The organism is Bradyrhizobium canariense (assembly GCF_018130465.1).
GTDB lineage: Bacteria > Pseudomonadota > Alphaproteobacteria > Rhizobiales > Xanthobacteraceae > Bradyrhizobium > Bradyrhizobium canariense_C.
Map to the genome: position 1 here is coordinate 182,456 of NZ_JAFCKJ010000009.1, position 16,942 is coordinate 199,397.

Annotated in this window: 14 protein-coding genes; 10 read left to right on the forward strand and 4 right to left on the reverse strand. The window is 59.2% G+C overall.

From position 1 onward, the window contains the following. Positions 1-6: 6 nt before the first annotated feature. Complete coding sequence (locus JQ591_RS23585) at positions 7-1,410, reverse strand: capsule biosynthesis protein (RefSeq protein WP_211398362.1); 1,404 nt, start codon at positions 1,408-1,410, stop codon at positions 7-9. Between the two features lie 154 nt (positions 1,411-1,564). Between JQ591_RS23585 and pseG the strand changes: the two genes are divergently transcribed. From pseG to JQ591_RS23610, 5 genes are all read left to right on the forward strand, one after another. Further along, positions 1,565-2,659, forward strand: coding sequence for a UDP-2,4-diacetamido-2,4,6-trideoxy-beta-L-altropyranose hydrolase (gene pseG, locus JQ591_RS23590; protein WP_211398363.1), 1,095 nt, complete (start codon positions 1,565-1,567; stop codon positions 2,657-2,659). A 243-nt stretch (positions 2,660-2,902) separates the two neighbouring features. After that, a complete protein-coding gene (gene pseI, locus JQ591_RS23595) occupies positions 2,903-4,015 on the forward strand; it encodes a pseudaminic acid synthase (protein WP_211398364.1) in 1,113 nt (370 codons plus the stop codon). Then, a complete protein-coding gene (locus JQ591_RS23600; protein WP_211398365.1) occupies positions 4,008-5,408 on the forward strand; it encodes a surface carbohydrate biosynthesis protein in 1,401 nt (466 codons plus the stop codon). The genes pseI and JQ591_RS23600 overlap by 8 nt, the downstream gene beginning before the upstream one ends. A 143-nt stretch (positions 5,409-5,551) precedes the next feature. Beyond that, entirely contained in the window at positions 5,552-6,424 is an 873-nt protein-coding gene (locus JQ591_RS23605; protein ID WP_211398366.1) for a class I SAM-dependent methyltransferase, read from the forward strand. A gap of 240 nt (positions 6,425-6,664) precedes the next feature. Further along, entirely contained in the window at positions 6,665-7,549 is an 885-nt protein-coding gene (locus tag JQ591_RS23610; protein WP_211398367.1) for a hypothetical protein, read from the forward strand. 63 nt (positions 7,550-7,612) lie between these two features. On the opposite strand, the gene JQ591_RS23615 is transcribed toward JQ591_RS23610, so the two are convergent. Genes JQ591_RS23615 through JQ591_RS23625 form a run of 3 tightly spaced genes read right to left on the reverse strand, consistent with a single transcriptional unit; the run spans position 7,613 to position 9,982 of the window. Then, complete coding sequence (locus tag JQ591_RS23615; RefSeq protein WP_211398368.1) at positions 7,613-8,557, reverse strand: ATP-grasp domain-containing protein; 945 nt, start codon at positions 8,555-8,557, stop codon at positions 7,613-7,615. A 10-nt stretch (positions 8,558-8,567) separates the two neighbouring features. Further along, complete coding sequence (locus JQ591_RS23620) at positions 8,568-9,290, reverse strand: metallophosphoesterase family protein (RefSeq protein WP_211398369.1); 723 nt, start codon at positions 9,288-9,290, stop codon at positions 8,568-8,570. Then, the gene (locus tag JQ591_RS23625) at positions 9,287-9,982 is read right to left on the reverse strand and encodes an SDR family NAD(P)-dependent oxidoreductase (RefSeq protein ID WP_211398370.1); all 696 of its coding nucleotides are present in this window, start codon (positions 9,980-9,982) and stop codon (positions 9,287-9,289) included. The genes JQ591_RS23620 and JQ591_RS23625 overlap by 4 nt, the downstream gene beginning before the upstream one ends. Before the next feature lie 538 nt (positions 9,983-10,520). Here JQ591_RS23625 and JQ591_RS23630 point away from each other — a divergent pair. The 5 genes from JQ591_RS23630 to JQ591_RS23650 all read left to right on the forward strand — a co-directional run bounded on the left by JQ591_RS23630 (position 10,521) and on the right by JQ591_RS23650 (position 16,817). Beyond that, positions 10,521-12,032: a lipopolysaccharide biosynthesis protein gene (locus JQ591_RS23630; RefSeq protein WP_211398371.1), complete on the forward strand. Its 1,512-nt coding sequence runs from the start codon at positions 10,521-10,523 to the stop codon at positions 12,030-12,032. 340 nt (positions 12,033-12,372) lie between these two features. Further along, positions 12,373-13,266 (forward strand): SAM-dependent methyltransferase, encoded by an 894-nt coding sequence (locus JQ591_RS23635; RefSeq protein ID WP_211398372.1) that lies wholly within the window; start codon positions 12,373-12,375, stop codon positions 13,264-13,266. 137 nt (positions 13,267-13,403) lie between these two features. After that, a complete protein-coding gene (locus JQ591_RS23640; protein WP_211398373.1) occupies positions 13,404-14,357 on the forward strand; it encodes a phytanoyl-CoA dioxygenase family protein in 954 nt (317 codons plus the stop codon). 205 nt (positions 14,358-14,562) lie between these two features. Continuing rightward, a complete protein-coding gene (locus JQ591_RS23645) occupies positions 14,563-15,972 on the forward strand; it encodes a DUF6418 domain-containing protein (RefSeq protein ID WP_211398374.1) in 1,410 nt (469 codons plus the stop codon). A 14-nt stretch (positions 15,973-15,986) separates the two neighbouring features. Continuing rightward, a complete protein-coding gene (locus JQ591_RS23650) occupies positions 15,987-16,817 on the forward strand; it encodes a hypothetical protein (protein WP_211398375.1) in 831 nt (276 codons plus the stop codon). Positions 16,818-16,942: the final 125 nt, after the last annotated feature.

The following is a 16,942-nucleotide window of genomic DNA, read 5'->3' on the forward strand; positions in this document are numbered from 1 at the left end:
GTCCGTTCAGTTCACGCGCGCCGGCTCGGCGACTGCGGCGCGCAAGGAGGCCGCAAACGTGTCGAGCAGCTTGGGATCGCTGATATAAAGCTCGCCCGGATAAGACCGGCGCCAGGCAGACTCGAAATAGGGCGCCCCCCTGGCCGGATCGAATGGCCCGGCGGAGAGCGCTTCGCGCAGCCGTGCCGGCACATCGGCCAGGCGGTCGACCGCATACACCAGCGGGCAGGAGCGGTAGAAGGCATCGCCCATCACCACGACCGGCTTGCCGAGCAGCAGCGCCTCGGCGCCCGACTTGCTGTTGACGGAGATGACGGCGTCGGCGCGATTGAGCACGGTGTAATTGTTGGTCTGCGGCGGCAGCAGCACGAAATTGTCGAACCGGCGCGCGAGCTCGAACAGGCGCGAAGCCGCGATCGCGCCGATCTGGGCGGGATGTTCCTTGACCACGAGCACATGCGAATCCGGGATCGTGCGCAGCAGGAAGTCGACGGTCGCGACCTGGTCGAGATAATCCGGCGAGCGCAGCGTCAGCGCCATGTCGGCCGGGACGTGGAAGGGATAGTAGACGAAGGGCGTTTCGGGGAGCGGGCGATAGAGCTTGCGCAGCCGCGTCGCGTTGAGCGCCATGGCCGCATGAACACGCGCGTGGCGCAGATTGTGCCCGAACTCCTGGTGCTTGCCGAGCGCGAACTGGTCCCAGAGTTTTTCGACAAGACGGTGGGCATTGCGCAGGTTCACGACCTTCTTGAAAGCCGCCGAATAATGGTGCTGGTCCTTCTTGGGGATGACGATCGCACGCTGCGTCAGCGTGTCGTCCAGATAGGCGCGCACCTCTGATGACACCGTGTCCGCCGGCGTCGCCATCACGTCGGGAGCTGCGAGGCTGTCGGGCGTAAAATACATCCGGCCGCGGAAGAACGACGGCTCGATGAACCAGTTGCGGATGTTGCGGCGCCTTGCGGCGTAGAAGCTCGCGATGACGGAGAGAAAGCCGCCGAGCTCCTGCACCAGCTCGGCGCGTGTGCCTTGCGCCTCCAGCCGGTCGAGCAGCGCCTCCATGGCGTTGGCGTAGATCATGAATCGCCGGCGCAGCGCGGCCGTGTCGCGGATGCCGAAAGTGAAACGTTCATGACTGAACAGGAAATTGGTCCCATCGAGTCCGTAGGCAGCAACGCGCGCGTCGAACGCCTTGCGGTCGTCTGGCGCCGGGCCAGCCTTGAGGCCCTCGCGGTACATGTTTGTGACCGGCACGCCTGCAGCGGCCGAAATCTCCGCGCTGCGATCGTCGAAGGCGAGCAATTCGACATCATGGCCTGCGGCGCGCAACCGCTGCGCGACCGGAATCCAGAACCGGGTCTGGTATTCCGCGAGGGTGGTGATCAGGAAGGTTTCTGCAGAACATTGCATTGCTACGGCAACGCAATATAGAATGCCAAGCGATAGCTCAAGCATGGGTTTCGCGCGAAAAACCGGGCGTTCCGCCGACCCCCGGGGAGGGCCGGGCCTTTCGGTCACCGCGAATCCTATTCATGAAAATCTACGGCACTTCTGAACAGGCACCATGGAACGGCGGGTTGTCATTCGTGTCGACGCTTCGGTCGAGATGGGCATCGGGCATCTGACCCGATGCATAACCCTTGCAAACAACCTCGCCGGCAACGGAGCCAGGGCAGTCTTCGTCATGCGCGCGAAGTCGGCTGCTTTCTCGGGCCTGGTCGAGGCGGCCGGACATCAGCTGGTACTGCTGACAGACCCTGAATCCGGGAACCTTCGGCGTGGTCCTGCAGACAGTTCCTACGCGAACTGGTTGCCGGTGTCCTGGCAGCAGGATTCGGAACAGACGCGGGAAGCGATCGACAGTGTTGGCGAAGCCGACTGGCTGGTTGTCGATCACTACGCTCTCGACGCAAGGTGGGAGCGCGCCCTGCGGCGCCCGGGTTTGTGCATTCTCGCGATCGACGATCTCGCCAACCGCCCCCATGATTGCGCTTTCCTGCTCGACCAGAATCTCGTGCTGGGAATGGAGACGCGCTATCAGCCGCTCGTGCCAGAGACCTGCCGATACCTGCTTGGCCCCGGCTACGCCCTGCTCCGCCCGGAGTTCCCACAGCTGCGCCGATCGCTCGCCGCGCGCAGCGGGGCAGTCAATCGTATCCTGATCTGTTTCGGTGGCACCGATCCCTCGAACGAAACCGGGAAAGCGCTGGGCGCGGTCAGGCGTCTGTCATTTGCCACGCTCGCCGTTGACGTCGTGATCGGGCGGGGCAATCCGAACGCCGATCTGGTGGAGCAGCAGTGCCGGGAGATGAATGGGGCCGCACTGCATCCCGGTGCAGAGAATATGGCCGAGTTGATGGCGCGCGCGGATCTTGCGATCGGTGCGGGTGGCGTTATGAGCTGGGAGCGCTGCTGCCTCGGCCTGCCTACGGTGGCGATCGGCATTGCCGAGAACCAGGTCGGCGTACTCACGGCTCTCGCAGCAACCGGAGCACTTGTGCACCTCGGTGCAGCCGCGTCAGTGACGGAGGAGGGGATCGCACAGGCCCTGCATTCGCTGTTGTGCAATGCGGGGCAGGTGCGGTCGATGAGCGAAACCGCACTGGCGCTCGTCGATGGCGACGGCGTGGAGCGTGTCCGCCGCGCGGTTTTCTGCTGACTTTGCAATGGGAAGAGAGCCTGAGAGCCACCCCATCGGTTGACTAATCAGTGGTCCACGCCTATGGCGGGGCTGCTTTGGGATGGTTCGCGATGCCACGTTTTGGGACGATCGGCTATCAAAGATGAGGCCGGACTGTTATCGGAATGGAATGAATCGACCCGCAAGGTATCCAGAACCAAGGAACTTGCCGAATGGGATGGACGGAATCGCACTGCGATTCGTGAGCGTTAGGAGCAATCGATGACGGACACGATCTTGGTTGCGGGGCGCTCGATCGGCCGGTCGCACAAGCCGTTCATCATTGCGGAAATGTCGGGCAATCATAATCAATCGCTCGATCGGGCGTTGGCCATCGTCGAGGCCGCAGCCAAGACCGGCGCGCACGCGCTGAAGCTGCAGACCTACACCGCCGACACCATGACGCTCGATCTCGATCACGGCGAATTCTTCATCGACGATCCGAACAGCCTGTGGAAGGGCCACTCGCTGCACAAGCTTTACCAGCAGGCCTACACGCCTTGGGAATGGCACAAGCCGATCTTCGAGCACGCCCGCGCCCTTGGCATGATCCCGTTCTCGACGCCATTCGATGTTACCGCGGTGGATTTCCTCGAAGGGCTCGGTGTGCCCTGCTACAAGATCGCGTCGTTCGAGAACACCGACCTGCCGCTAATCCGCAAGGTGGCATCGACCGGCAAGCCGATGATTATATCGACCGGCATGGCGACGGTGGCCGAGATCGACGAGGCCGTGCGGGCCGCGCGGGAAGCTGGCTGCAAGGATTTGGTTCTCCTGAAATGCACCAGCACCTACCCAGCGGCTCCTTCTGACACGAATCTCCTGACCATTCCGCATTTGCGCGACATGTTCGATTGCGAGATCGGGTTGTCCGACCACACCTTCGGCATCGGGGCTAGCGTGGCCAGCATCGCACTCGGTGCCAGCGTGATCGAAAAGCATTTTACGCTCGCGCGCGCTGATGGCGGGGTGGACTCGACCTTCTCCATGGAGCCCGATGAGATGGCTTCGCTGGTGGTTGAGACCGAGCGCGCTTGGATGGCGCTCGGCCAGATCCATTATGGCTTGACCGAGAAGGAAAAGGCGTCGCTGACCTTCCGCCGCTCGATCTACGTGGCGGAGGACCTCGCGCCGGGGGATGCCCTGACAGAAAAGAACCTGCGGATCATCCGCCCCGGGCTTGGGCTGCCGCCGAAATATTTATCGAGCCTGATCGGCAAGCGCGTCGGGCGCTCCGTGCGCAAGGGCACGCCGATGAGCTGGGACCTTCTGACACCCATCGACGATACTGTTGCGGAGCCGCGACAGGCTGTGTCGGGGAACGCCCGTGCCTGACCAGCCGCATGTCTGCCTGATCGTCGACAATCCGCTTCGTGACCTCGAAGGGTTGGTTCTGCTCGGGCGGGAACTTGCGACGCGGGGTGTGAAAGTCACCCTCGTCCCCATGTATGAGCAGGGATTCGACGTTCCGGCGCTGCAACCCGATCTGGTGCTCTTGAACTACACGCGACCGAACAATGCCGACCTGATCAAGCGTTACAAGCGGGCGGGTATCCTGATTGGGGTACTGGATACAGAGGGGATTGGCGGCAACAATGCCGATCAGTTTGCCACGCTGGTTAAAAGCGCGGGCTGTACTGATCTGGTCGACGTTTATTGCGTGTGGGGACAAGCGCAGCGGGATGCCTTCCTCAAGCACGGGACCGTACCCGCGCATATCCTGCATGCGACCGGGTGTCCGCGGTACGATTTTTGTGCGGGACCGTGGCGCGCGGCACTGTCCAAGCCATCGATCGGTGCGGACTATGTGCTCCTCAACACGAATTTCCCGAGCGTCAATCCGCGTTTTTCAAACGGTCCGGGTGATGAGGTAGAGACCATCGTCAACGCGGGATACTCCAGGGACTACGCAAATCAGGTTATCATCGAAGCCAAGCATGCCTATCAATCGACGCTCGCGATGTCGATGAAGCTCGCCAGGCATTTCCCCGACGTCCGTTTCGTGCTGCGCCCGCACCCGTTCGAAAACATCAAGTCTTACGATGCATTGGCAGACCTCCCGAATTTCGAGGTGCGGCAGGAAGGTACGTCGATCGAGTGGATCAATGGGGCGCGCCTGCTGATCCACCAGAATTGCTCGACGGCAATTGAAGCGACAATGCTGAACGTAGAGCCGCTCAGCATGGAATGGTTCAACACGCCTTCCTTGCGGGTTCAGGCCGCCGCGCAAGTCAGCCGTCCGGTCGCGTCGGAATCCGATCTGATTGCGCTGGTGAAGGAGGCGATGGAAAGGCGGCTGCCCTTGGTTGCCGAGGAAACCGCGGAATTCCGCCGCCAGATCATCAGAGATCTCTTTACAGCCATCGATGGCGCAAGCTCGATCCGCGTTGCCGATGTCATACTCGAGACGATCGCGACGGCCCGTGGCAAAGCGCGTTCCGGAACTTTGCCGCGACCTTCGTCCCGCGGCCGTGCCGTCGCCATGGCCCGTACCGTGCTTGGATACAAGGCAAGCTCTGCCCTGCGTCGCCGCTTTGGCTCGGCTGAGATCGAGCGTCGCCGTCTGGGCAAGACGTTCGCGGTGGACATGGTCGGCGCCGTGCTAGGCAGGATAGATGCTGCTTCCGTGGATGGCCGACGATTTTCCGTCCGCAGGGTCGTCGGCGACACGCGCCGGATGGCCAGGGTTGTGAGCGGCGCTAGCCTGCAATTGACGGAAGCGAGTTGATCGCTCTTCCTCACAAGGAGATGCGGCGCCGCTGCGAGTGCCCGAAGTTTGCCAACTGGATAGAGCGGATGCTTCACCTCGACGGAATCCGGATCGCTTCAATCCACAGCCTGAAGTCCCTTGGTCCCTTTCACGAGTAGCCAATGCAGAAATATCGATGCGTTCCCTCCTTGTATGGTCACTCAGCCGAGCCGATGCCCACCATCGAGGAGATCGAGAAACACTATCGCGAATCCTATTATCAAGACCCGACCGGGCAATACAAAAAGGCGTATGATCGCGCGGAGCTCGACTATTTCGACGATCGAGCAAACGTCGCACTCGACTTCTCAGCGGCCCACGGCGTTACCAAGGGAAATGCGATTGATCTCGGGTGCGGGGAGGGGTTCTTCCTGAAGTCGGCGCAGCGACGGGGCTTCGACGTCTTTGGCGTGGACCACTCTCTGGTAGGCATTGAACGGCAAAATCGCGATCTGATCGACAGCGATCCTGGCCATTTCGTCGCCGGCGACATCGGATCTCGGCGCCATTTCGAAGGCGCTACGTTTGACCTGGTCTATTGCAAGAACGTAATCGAGCACGTCATCGATCCGGACAGCATCATGACGCGCATTGCGTCCTACCTGTCTCCCGGAGGGTTGGCGATTATCGAAGTGCCAAACGATTTCTCGAAGCTTCATTCGACCATATTTGGCGATGCCAGCAAGGAAGAGCTTCCCATCTTCGTACCGCCGGTACACCTGCACTACTTCACGACGAAAACGCTTCCCGAGCTCGGCAGGCGTAACGGCTTATCCGTCATTGACTGCTTTGGCGACTACCCCATTGACCATCTTTTGATGGAGGAGGCGTTCAACTACTACAAGGATAGAAAACTTGGCTCCTCGGCGCATTCATTGCGACGAAAGTTCTTTCGTTATGCGTGTGGCGTCGACGTTGATGCCAGGCTCGCATTGTTCAGGTCGATATTCATGGCGGGGTTGGGCAGAGATATCTGCATCGTGGTTCGACGGTGAGCGGCCGGGCCGATCGTCCGCGTGCGTGATGGTTCCATGTGGCTGCTCTGCGGCAGTAGCCGCTTGATCTTTGCCGACAGGCGCATTGGTCGGCCGATCGAGACGTTTCAGCCGCTCCGCCGTGCCATTAGAGCGTCTTCCTTGCTCGGATGGGTTGATTTTGCTAAAGGATCCCCCTGCACCAGGGGGTGAAGACGCTCGGGCCACAGCCCGCGTCGTTGACGCAGAGGATGTCCGAAGATGGGTTTGGTGTCGCGGGTAATTTGGCATGTGAACCGCTCGCCGCTGCGTTACGCGGTGAAAACGGGTTACAGCGCCTTGCATCTCAATGAAAAGCGCGAGCGCCGGCGTCAATTGCAGCTTCTGAACGTCTCTGCGGCGGAACGTGCGAAGGCCGACGATCTCAATCGCGATGGATATGCGATCGTTACCGAACTGATGGATCCATCCGTTCAGGTTGAATTCGCCGAGGCCGGGCGAACCAGGCTCGACAATATCGAAACCGCGCAAGACAAGCAGACGTCGACCTGGAAGAAGTTCTGGGTCCGTCTGCTGGATGCCGAGATGGAGAACGGCCGCCTGAGCGCCGACAACGTCTTTGTCCGCTATGCGCTGCAGCCTCCGGTCATCAACGTCATTGCCTCGGCATTGGGTGAAATTCCGTGGCTCGATTATGTGCTGCTGTCCTATTCCCGTCACACCGGCGAAGAGCTCCAGTCTTCCCAGCTGTGGCACCGCGACCACGACGACGTCCGCGTGATCAAGCTGTTCAGCTATTTGACCGATGTCGAGACGGATGGCGACGGACCGTTCACATTCTTGCCGCGTCAATCGACCGACAAGTTCGGTTATCCGCTGCTGGGTAGCCATTTCCCGGACGAGCGAATTTTTCAGAAGGTGCCGCGCGAAGACGTCAAGGTGATGAAGGCGCCTCGTCTGACGTCCTTCATGGTGGACACGGCGAAATGCCTTCACATGGGAAGCCGTATGGGGCCCGGTCACGGCCGTCTGCTTTACACTGCCACTTTCTTCGCGTTCCCGATCATGTATCCTTTCGAGAGACCGCGACCATTTTTGGCCACGCCGGAGACATCGCCGCTGGAAAAGCTGGTGATGGGCCTCTGAGAAGGGCGACTGGCTCTGGATGCACTCCAAGGGATCGCCAATCGATCCGGAGTGCCGCGAATTTCAGCCGATGATAACTTCATCGGCGCTGCGATACATCCGTATGCCGGGAGACGGCGCACGATAGTCTCCGATGGGAAGCCCACGTGACTCCAGTAACGACCAGATGAAGTCGTGAAAGCCTAGCTTGTCACGGAAGCGGACCGTGCTGGAAAAGCGTGGATTGATCTCAAACACCTTCGGGCCGTCGGCCGTTAGTCGCAACTGCACGTTAATCGAACCATTGAGCTCAAGCGCGTCGGCTATTCCATGCAGGAGTGAGCTGAATGGTGTGCTATCGGCCACCACGGCTGCGCCAGTTAGTCCGCCCTGCAACCGACGGCGGAGCACGATCATGCGGGTTTCCCCGATCCGGCTGCGGTACAGGCCGCAGGTGTATTCCTGATCCTCGGGCAACAACAACTCCTGCCACAAGTCGCCGACCCGCGTCTGCCTGGTGATCTCGACTTCCTCCTCGGTGGTGACCAGACGTAGATCTTTGCTGCCCTGGCCACGCCGGCGCTTGAGGATGCACGGCAAGGCTTGTGGCGGCGCCTCCCCAACGATACGGGTCCACGGCACCCCAAGCTCGTGCGCGGCAAGTCGATTGAACGTCGCATACTTGTCGAGACCTGTCTCGATGGCGAGCTTGTTTGCAGTCAGGACCGGTACTCCGGCGAAAGTACCCAGACGTCCGGCGGCGAGTAAGACTGCGATCTCCGCTTCCGACATAGGTACGATCACGTCCACGCCGTGCGCTGCAACGATTCGTTCGAGCCCTTCGATGTAGGTACCCTCATTTGCGCGCGGCAGCAGTTCGCACTTGTCAAAGAAGGCGGCTCCCGGATGATCAGCATGGATATCGCAGCCGATCAACCGACGGACTGCGCCGGATTCTCGCGCAATACGGGCCAGCGCCAGCGCGATATCGCCGCCGCATCCGGTTATCAGCATGGTTTCGTAAATCATCTCGCGGTCCTCAGTCTGCCCCAGCGGCTGCGGGATTGCCTCGTTCGAGTACATCCGCGAGGTAGGGGAGATGGCGGTCCCGCCGTCGTGCTTCCTCAATGAGTGGACGCGTGTCATAGGGGGTACGCTCCAGCACCACGGCGCGTGTGTCGGTATCGACGCGGCACCAGCAAGCAAGTCCCCCGCGGTCACGTGCCTGACCCACCGAGCCGGGATTGAGGAGTAGAGGGCGCTCTCCGGCGACGAGCATGGGATAGTGAGTGTGTCCCATCAGCACGAGATCGGCCCCAGCTACTCGACAAGCTTCCAGCGTAGCAGCATCCGCGTCGGGGTAGACGTACTCATCAGGATCGCGCGGCGAACCATGGCACAGCTCCAGCGCAATTCCGCCGAGCCGAACGCTTGCCCGATCGGGCAGGCCAATCAGCCAATTGATATCCTGCGGCTCAAGCGTTGCCCTTGCCACGTCCAGCGCGCTGCCATACCGTTCGCGGTACGCTTGCATGGACACATCACTCTTGAGGGCTTCGGCGAGCATCCGCTCATGGTTGCCTCGGATCGCATCGAAGGGCCATTCCCTCAGTTGTTCAAGCACTTCGCGGGCAGCGTAGTAATAGCCGATGATGTCGCCGAGCACGATTAGATGCTCAACGCCGCTCTTGCGTGCCTCGACGAGGGTCGCACCTAGAGCCCCGGCATTGCCATGGATATCGGCGAGCACGGCAATCTTCATAGTAACCCGGCTCGCGTCAGGATATCGCGGGCAACATCGCGAGGATGTTGAAGTTTGCCCTCGGTCTCAAACTTCACAAACATTTGCCGTACCGGTAATGCTGGATCGTCGGTACTGCGCAGCATACTTTGCATGTCAGTGTCGAGAACGCCCGGATCAATATGCTCGATCACGACGTCGGGGCGCTCTTCGGTTAGGCAGTCAAAGATCATCGCGGCTGCTGCCTTACTGGCGCAGTAAGCGGCAAGTCCCGGCAGCGGGCGGCGCGCAGCTCCCGTGCTGATGTTGAGAATGCGCAACCGCGTCCTTTGCGCATCGGCCGTCGCGAGAAGCTTGCGTGCTAGGATCGCTGGAGCCACAGCATTGACCGCGAACGCCGTGACAAGCGACGCGGCATCGATGACGCCGAGCGTGCCGATTGGCTCAACAACCCCGGCATTGCTGATCAGGACGATCTCATTGGCGGTTTGTGGCAAAGTGCTGGCGAGGTCGATTTGATCCAGGTTCGGCAACGCGGATAAATCGGCAGGCACGAAAATACAGGCGTTCCTGGCTGCTGCCGCCTCGTGGCGCGGATCGAGACGCCGGCCTAACGCGATCGGTCGTGCGTCGGCCTCAACAAGTAGATCGAGCAGCTCAAAGCCGAGCCCGCGTGAGGCACCGGTGATAATGATAGCGCGCTGTTGATCCATGCGGCCCTCCTTTTGCACATTCCCCGGTATTCTGTCGACAAGAGCCGCTTTGAAATACTCAGTCGCGGCGCTCTGTGGTGAGTTGCCGGGTGTGCTGCAAGACGAGGGGAGGCGCCTATCGTATGGAACCCCACCTCGTTGGCTCGATGCCAAGGGCATATCCCTCGGCCATTTTGGTCTTGGCAGTAAAGGGGATCCCACCATTGCGCGATCGTTATGTCGGTACTTTAATACCGTGCAGCCTTGACTGAGTGAGCCGGGCCGCGGGACCGAAATTCCATAAAAGCCACAGGGTGATAGCAGTTGGGAAAAGCTTGATCATTGCCTGCTTATCTCCGGCAATGATGCTAAAGGGTGACTGACTTTGGGCTATGCTAGCTGCCCGCTCTGAATAACTTGCTGGCGAGGCGAACTAATCCGTGCCTTGGAAATTCCTGCATAACACCGTCACTTCCGCGATCGCCTACCGCATTGCCGGCGTATCAGGTTTTCTTGCCGTCGGCCGCGCGAGGCTGCTGCCTACCGAGGCGGACTGAGCGTGCTGCGGAGATTCCTTCGAAACACGACGATCTCGGCAATCGCCTATGGTCTTGCCGGTGTCCTGGGATTGTTTGCCGTCGGTCTGATCGCGCGGTCCTACGGTTTGGCAGTCCTTGGCCTGATCGTGCTCGTGCGGGCTTTTCTGCCGACTGGATTTCTGGCGCTGATTGACTTGGGGGTCTCCGAACTCACTACGCAGTGCGTCGTTCGGGGTAGGATGGGCGACTGGGAGTCGGCTCGTGAGAAAGTATCGCTTCTCACCTTGATCTCCGCTGCGACGGGGATCGTTGCCGGAGTAGCGTTGTGGCTGTTTGCCATGCCGCTTGCCGCGGTCTTCAAAGTCACGCCGGATCAGACTCAATCCTTCGTTTCCATCCTGCTTGTAACAGCGATGGTGCTTCCGATTGCCTTCGTTGGACTTGTGGCGGAGGGAGCGCTGAAAGGATTTGAGCAGTACGGATGGTTGCGATTGACTGAAGTCGGAAGCAACGTGGCCTATGTCGTTTCGATCTATGTCGTCTTCTGGCACGGCGGCGCCTTCGATTGGCTTGCCTATTCCTATCTGGCCACGGTCGTCGCAAAGTATTTTGTGCTCGCGGCTGTCACCCTGCTTCTGACGCGTCGAACGCCGTTGCGCTTCTGTGCATGGAGTGCAGACAGCCGACGTGATATCGTCCATCGATGTTGGTTGATGTTCAACAGCCGGATCGTTGGCTCACTTCAGCAGACGGTGCCTCCGCTTGCTATCGGGATTCTCTTCGGTCCAGCTGAAGTCGGCGCTTTTGATCTGATTACACGCCTGCCCCGGTTTATCAAAACCACGATGGCACCGCTGTACTCTGCAATCCTGCCGCTCTCGACCCGAATTGACGAGGCCACCGACACGCGGCGGTTGCAGATCCTCGGGCGAAACGGCTTTATTCTTCCCGCTGCCGCTATCATTCCGGCCCTGGTTGTCATGGCCTTGTTTTCGGAAGACATACTCAAAATATGGGTGGGGCCGCAGCACGCAGACCAGTGGCCATGGCTTGCAATGTCGCTGTTTGTTCCTGCTGTTTCGTCGATGCTCGGTGTGGGCCAGGCCGCGTTGATGGTGCGGCCGGACTTCGTTGGTGTGAATAATCAATATCTCTATCTTCAGGTGCTCCTCCAATATGTCTTGACGGCAATAGGCCTCGCTTGGTTCCAGGAGCGAGCCTTCGTCTTGGGGTGGGCGATATCCCCTGTCGTCTTCGCGCCGCTCATCGCGCGCCACATGCTGGCTTTCATGGAACTGCCCAAATCGCTGTTCTGGGAGCAAGTGGGACGCCAGGCGACGGTCGCGGCCATCATCCTGGCAGCCGTAGTATGCTACAAAACATATTCGACCCCCGAGAGTCTTCCAGGTCTTGCTCTCGTCGGAGGGGGCGGGTGCATCGCTGCGTGGGTTCTCAGCTTCACGCTGATTCTGTCGCGTGGTGACCGCGAGATGTTCGGTAGGCTCGCGAAGGAAATGACCCACCGGCGATAGGCGGTTTGAAGTGAGACTATGCAATCCGCGGGCGATTCGGTCCGGCGGGCGGCCAGGGCCCCATTCTTAGGACCCTATTCTTGCCCGTACGGGGTAACTTTGCTATGCCATCGGCCGGCGGCGGGCACGGGCCGATGCCGCATTGCGGCTGCAAATTCGGATGTGTTCAATATGGGGATGATGTCCAGAGCACCTTGGCATGTGGACCGCTCGCCCCGGCGTTACGCGGTGAATACGGTTGCGAACGTCTGGCATCTCAATGAAAAGAGCGAGCGGAAGCTGGTGGTGCGCCTTTGATGCACATTGCCACCTGCCGACTCGATAGCGTAGCCATTTCGAAATGAGCCAATCGAGATTCAGACCTGACGTCCGGCCCGCGTCGCGCGCCGATTTGGCGGGGGCCTATACGAAGGATATCGCGCACAGTCTTGCGCGGATGGTGCTGAAGCGTCGGCACCGAACCAGCGATGTCGTCGATTCCGAGTATAATTCCGGCACTTGGAGCAAGATTCTCAAGGACCGCGCCTGGCTCCTTGCACCAACGCTGGAGCAATTTCTGGTTGGGGATAATGCGGACGCGCGCCTTGCGAAGGTGGATGGTCGGATCGTTCAGCTTTCGTATCGTGACTACTACCGCTATCGGATCGGTGCGTTGTCTGAATTGATCGCGCGGCACGTTGACGCGGCGGACTCGCTTTTGGAAATCGGCACTGGTTTCGGCTATAATCTCTTTGCGCTCAGTCTGGATCCACGATGGCGACGGCTTCGTGGATTGGATATTTCCGCCAACGGAATCGAAGCAGGCCGACAGATCGCGAGTCATTTTCGGCTTTCCGATCGGGTGACTTTTGGCCGAATCGATCTGACCGATCCCGCTGATCCCGGTTTCGCCGAACTCGCTGGCGCGACGGTTCTCACCTATTTCTGCCTGGAACAGATCCCGCATCTGGTTGAAAAGGTCATCGAGAACATCCTGCGGGCGGGACCGGCGCGCGTCGTGAATATCGAGCCTTCCATCCACATGCTCAGCCTCACGAAGCCCCGCGATTTCGCCAGCCGCGTCTATATCGAGTCGATGGATTATCAGACGCGTCTTTTCAAATTCCTTGATGAACTGAATGACAAGGGTGAAATTCGGGTCGTAGCTCGCGAGCGAATGGAGTTCGCGCCGACATTGCATAATGATGGATTCCTGTGTGTTTGGGAGCCCGCCAACATTGTCGTCGCGCGGTAAACCTCTCTACTGCGAATGGCGAACTGTCGATCCCGTCGGGCCTTACATCAAGCGCTTGAAATCCCTTATAAAAATGCCTCTTGCATGCGAAGGCCTTCTTTATCTACAACCTGACGATATCGAACAGGAGTAGCAAGATGTCGATATCCAACCTGGCAAAGAAGTTCCTGGAACCGCCCCGGTATCATTCCGGGCCGGTCGTGGCCAATTTATTGGGCTGGCAGCTTGCGCGCGTCCTCAGTCATCACGGCGCACATGCCATGCGACGAGAGCCTGCGCCTCTGGCGGAAACGAAAGAATTGATCGGCCAGGGAATCGCAGACGGCGTTGTCATCGTCCCGAATTTTCTTCCAGCCGATGAATTCGAAAGACTTCGCGATTACTGCGCTAAGCTTCGTTCGGGCCCGGCGACGAGGTATGAGGCAAATCGCGGCGGTACCGGTCTTGATTTTACAACCAGCCCAATTTCCCGGGACGATCAGGGCGATGGTGCCTTTGTGGTGGAAAAGATCGCCAACGATTCCAGGCTGCTCAACGTTGTCTCGGCAATGTCGCGCCATCAAATAAAGCGACCTCCGCAAATCGGCTATCAATTGCTCACGATGAGAGACAATGAGGAGTTCGTGCCGGATGCTGAAACGATCCTGCACGCCGATCGCCACTATCCCACTATCAAGGCCTATTACAGCCTGAACGGCTCCACTCTGGAAAACGGAGCCTATGTTTGGGTGCCGCGGAGCCATAAGCTCACAGCAGCGCGTTTACGCTACGAATACGCCGACAGCATTCGTGTCGCGCGCTCTCCGGTGAAGCATAATCTGGAAATTCCAGAAGCACACCTGAAGGACATGGGTGTTGTTGAGAAGCATATCCTGACCGAACCGAACACCTTGGTGATCTCCAACAATTTCGGTTTCCATCGCCGCGGTCATTTCGCGCCAGGAGCAGTGCGTGAGCAAATCAGGCTGGTTTTTCACTATCTTGAGGAGCCGTTCTATGCGACCTGGGCCTGGAACGTTCTGCGCAATTTGAACAAGCGAAAAATGCTTCCTGAGAGCGTGCGGAGAGCCGTCCAGTATCGCCTGACATGAGCTATTAGGTTGGTGAGGGCGCGGAAATGAACCAAATGGAACCTTCCTTCGAGTATCCGATGTCGGGGTTGCAGGCGGACGTTTCGCAAGGAAGAGCTGTCGTGGGCCGGGCCGTCGTTCTGATCAGCGAGCTTGGCACGCAGTCGGGGGTGGCGTTTGCACTTGCGAGGTTCGTGCAGGTCGCCAGCACATCGATATGCCAATATTGTCGCTGACACCCGAACCAGTCATTTTCGCTACGCTCAGCGTATTAGCTGCTTGCCTTATCCTGTCGGCGATGGCTGCCGTTTTGCTGTTGCGGCCAGCGCTGGGGCTACTCTTCTTTTTTGTTTTCTTCGTCTTCGCGTGGCGGCTCTGCTCGGTACTCTACATCGATATTTGGGGGCCGGTTTTCTCGGAGCAGCTGGAGAGAAGTATTGGTCCCGGCATTTCTGTGCTGCCGATTGCGCTGGCGGAGGGAATAGTAATCGTCGCGCTGCTTTGCTCGTTTCGGCCAGCGCGGTTACAGGCGCTTTTTGCGAAGGCGCGTCCGGCATTTGGAGACCGGATGTCTGCTGGCCGGTTCGACCTTCTTGATGTTGCGTTCTGGCTCGTGATTTCCTTCGTTGCCGCGCTCTGGCTGGAATTGCTGGTGAGAGGTCCAATACCTCTGTTCGCCAGTATGGAGCGCTTCGACTATGCACGCCTGTATGGCGGTCCGCTGCATGGCCTGTTGCTTTATTGGGGACCGATGTTGGCATTTCAACTGGGGGTCTTCCTGGTTGCGCCCACCTTCCGTGGATGCTCGTTGGATTGGCGGTTCGGCGCTTTGCTTGCGAGCTTGATCCTTTACCTCTTCCTCGTGGGTCACCGTTTTTCGTCGTTCTATACCTACAGTTTGTTCTTCGCGATGCCGATCGCCATCGCAATTTTGAATCGCGGTACTTCGTCGGGGCGTCCGATCGCTTCGAAGGCCGCGCTGCGCGGTATTGCGCTCGCGGGGGCTGTCCTTTGCCTTCTCATCGTAGGCGCCATCGCTTACTCGTACACGGTCGTCCGCAAATTTGAGGGCGCCGAGCTATTCGCGAAACTATCGCAGCGTATCCTCGTCCAGCAGGGCGAGATGTGGTGGATGACTTATGAGCGGGTATTCCTGCAGGACAATTGGAACGGCTTCCATGCGGCATACAAGCTGTTCGTTGACCCGTTCGATCCCGCCCGTAATTCAACGATGCAGTTCCTGATGGAAGCTGCGCTGCCTCAGGGCCGCGTCCATTTCATTCTTGAGCAAGGCTCGACCTATGCCGGTGGTTGGCCGGAGATCCTGTTTGAACTTGGTGGTCCCGTCGGCGGTTATGTGCTGGTTGTTCTGTCAGCGGCTATCTTTTCCGAGTTCATGTTCCTTCTGACGCGCTGCATCGTCGAGGAACGCTTTGCGACATGCTTTTTTCTCACGCCCATTTTATACGCCTTATGGGTCAACATCGCAGCCGGAATGGTGAATTCGTTCATTCAACTCACCTTCATTTTGAAGATTATGATGGCTTTGCTGATATATGTAACCGAGACGCGGTGGCGTTGCGACAAGTCCTTGTTGCAGCCGCTGGGTCCTCGGCCGACGGGGCCTGTAGCTTGAAGGACTCTTAGTCTATGGCAGACCGGCGTGAGACAGTTTCGGCAGAACGGTATCTGGGCGGATTGGCCATGTTGATATACCAAGCGTGCCGGCCGTACCTGACCTGGATGTTGCTCTCCGCGTTCGTCGTTGGTGTACTGGTTTATCTTCTCGTTCCAAGGGCGGCACCGATCTATGGGACAGAGACCCGCGTTCAGCTCGGTGTGGTGGATGGGGGGGCACTGATAAGCGTGGATGCAGGGGCTGACAAAATTAACAGCCCAGAGTTCCAGCGGCTCGTGGTCGATGCGGTGGAGGCCAAAGACGCACGTTCTATCCAGCTCATCACCGACAGCCTCTACGCGCGGCCAGTAGGGGGAAACATGATCGAGGTCCGTGTTCGCGCGCCTACCGAGCAAATGGTTCGGCAGGCTCTCCAGACCGTGCCTCGCCTCCTCGAGGAGAGGCAGAAAAATCTGCGTGAGCAGGCGCTTGCGGGCGTCAATGGCCAGCTAGCGGCGATTGATATCCTTCTTGCTGGCCTGTCGAACATCGAGGGGCAGCTTTCGGATCTGGCAAAAGCCTCTGCAGCCGACGCGTCGCCTTCGCTGGGAGCCGCGCCGCTGCTGGATCTGTTGTTGAAGATCCAGCAGGAGCAGTCGACCGCGAGGTTGAAGAAGATTGATTTAGGGACGCGGCTGGGCCTGCAGAAGACTTACCCCACGAGGCTTAGCGAAGAGAACATCAAAGTGTCGCTGGTGGCCGGGCCAGGACGGCCCTTGCGTTCGGCAGTACTCGCGGCGGGAGTCGCGCTCCTCGCATTCATGTTGTTCGCGGTGATATTAGGCCAAAGGACCCCCGGCTAGAACCGGTTGGTTCGTAGGGCCGACGTGGGGGTCACATTGCGGAGATCGCGGGTCATATGATACGCATCGCCTCGATATCAATGAATTCAACGCGAGATATTCACGTCATGAGTGGTCATTTGATC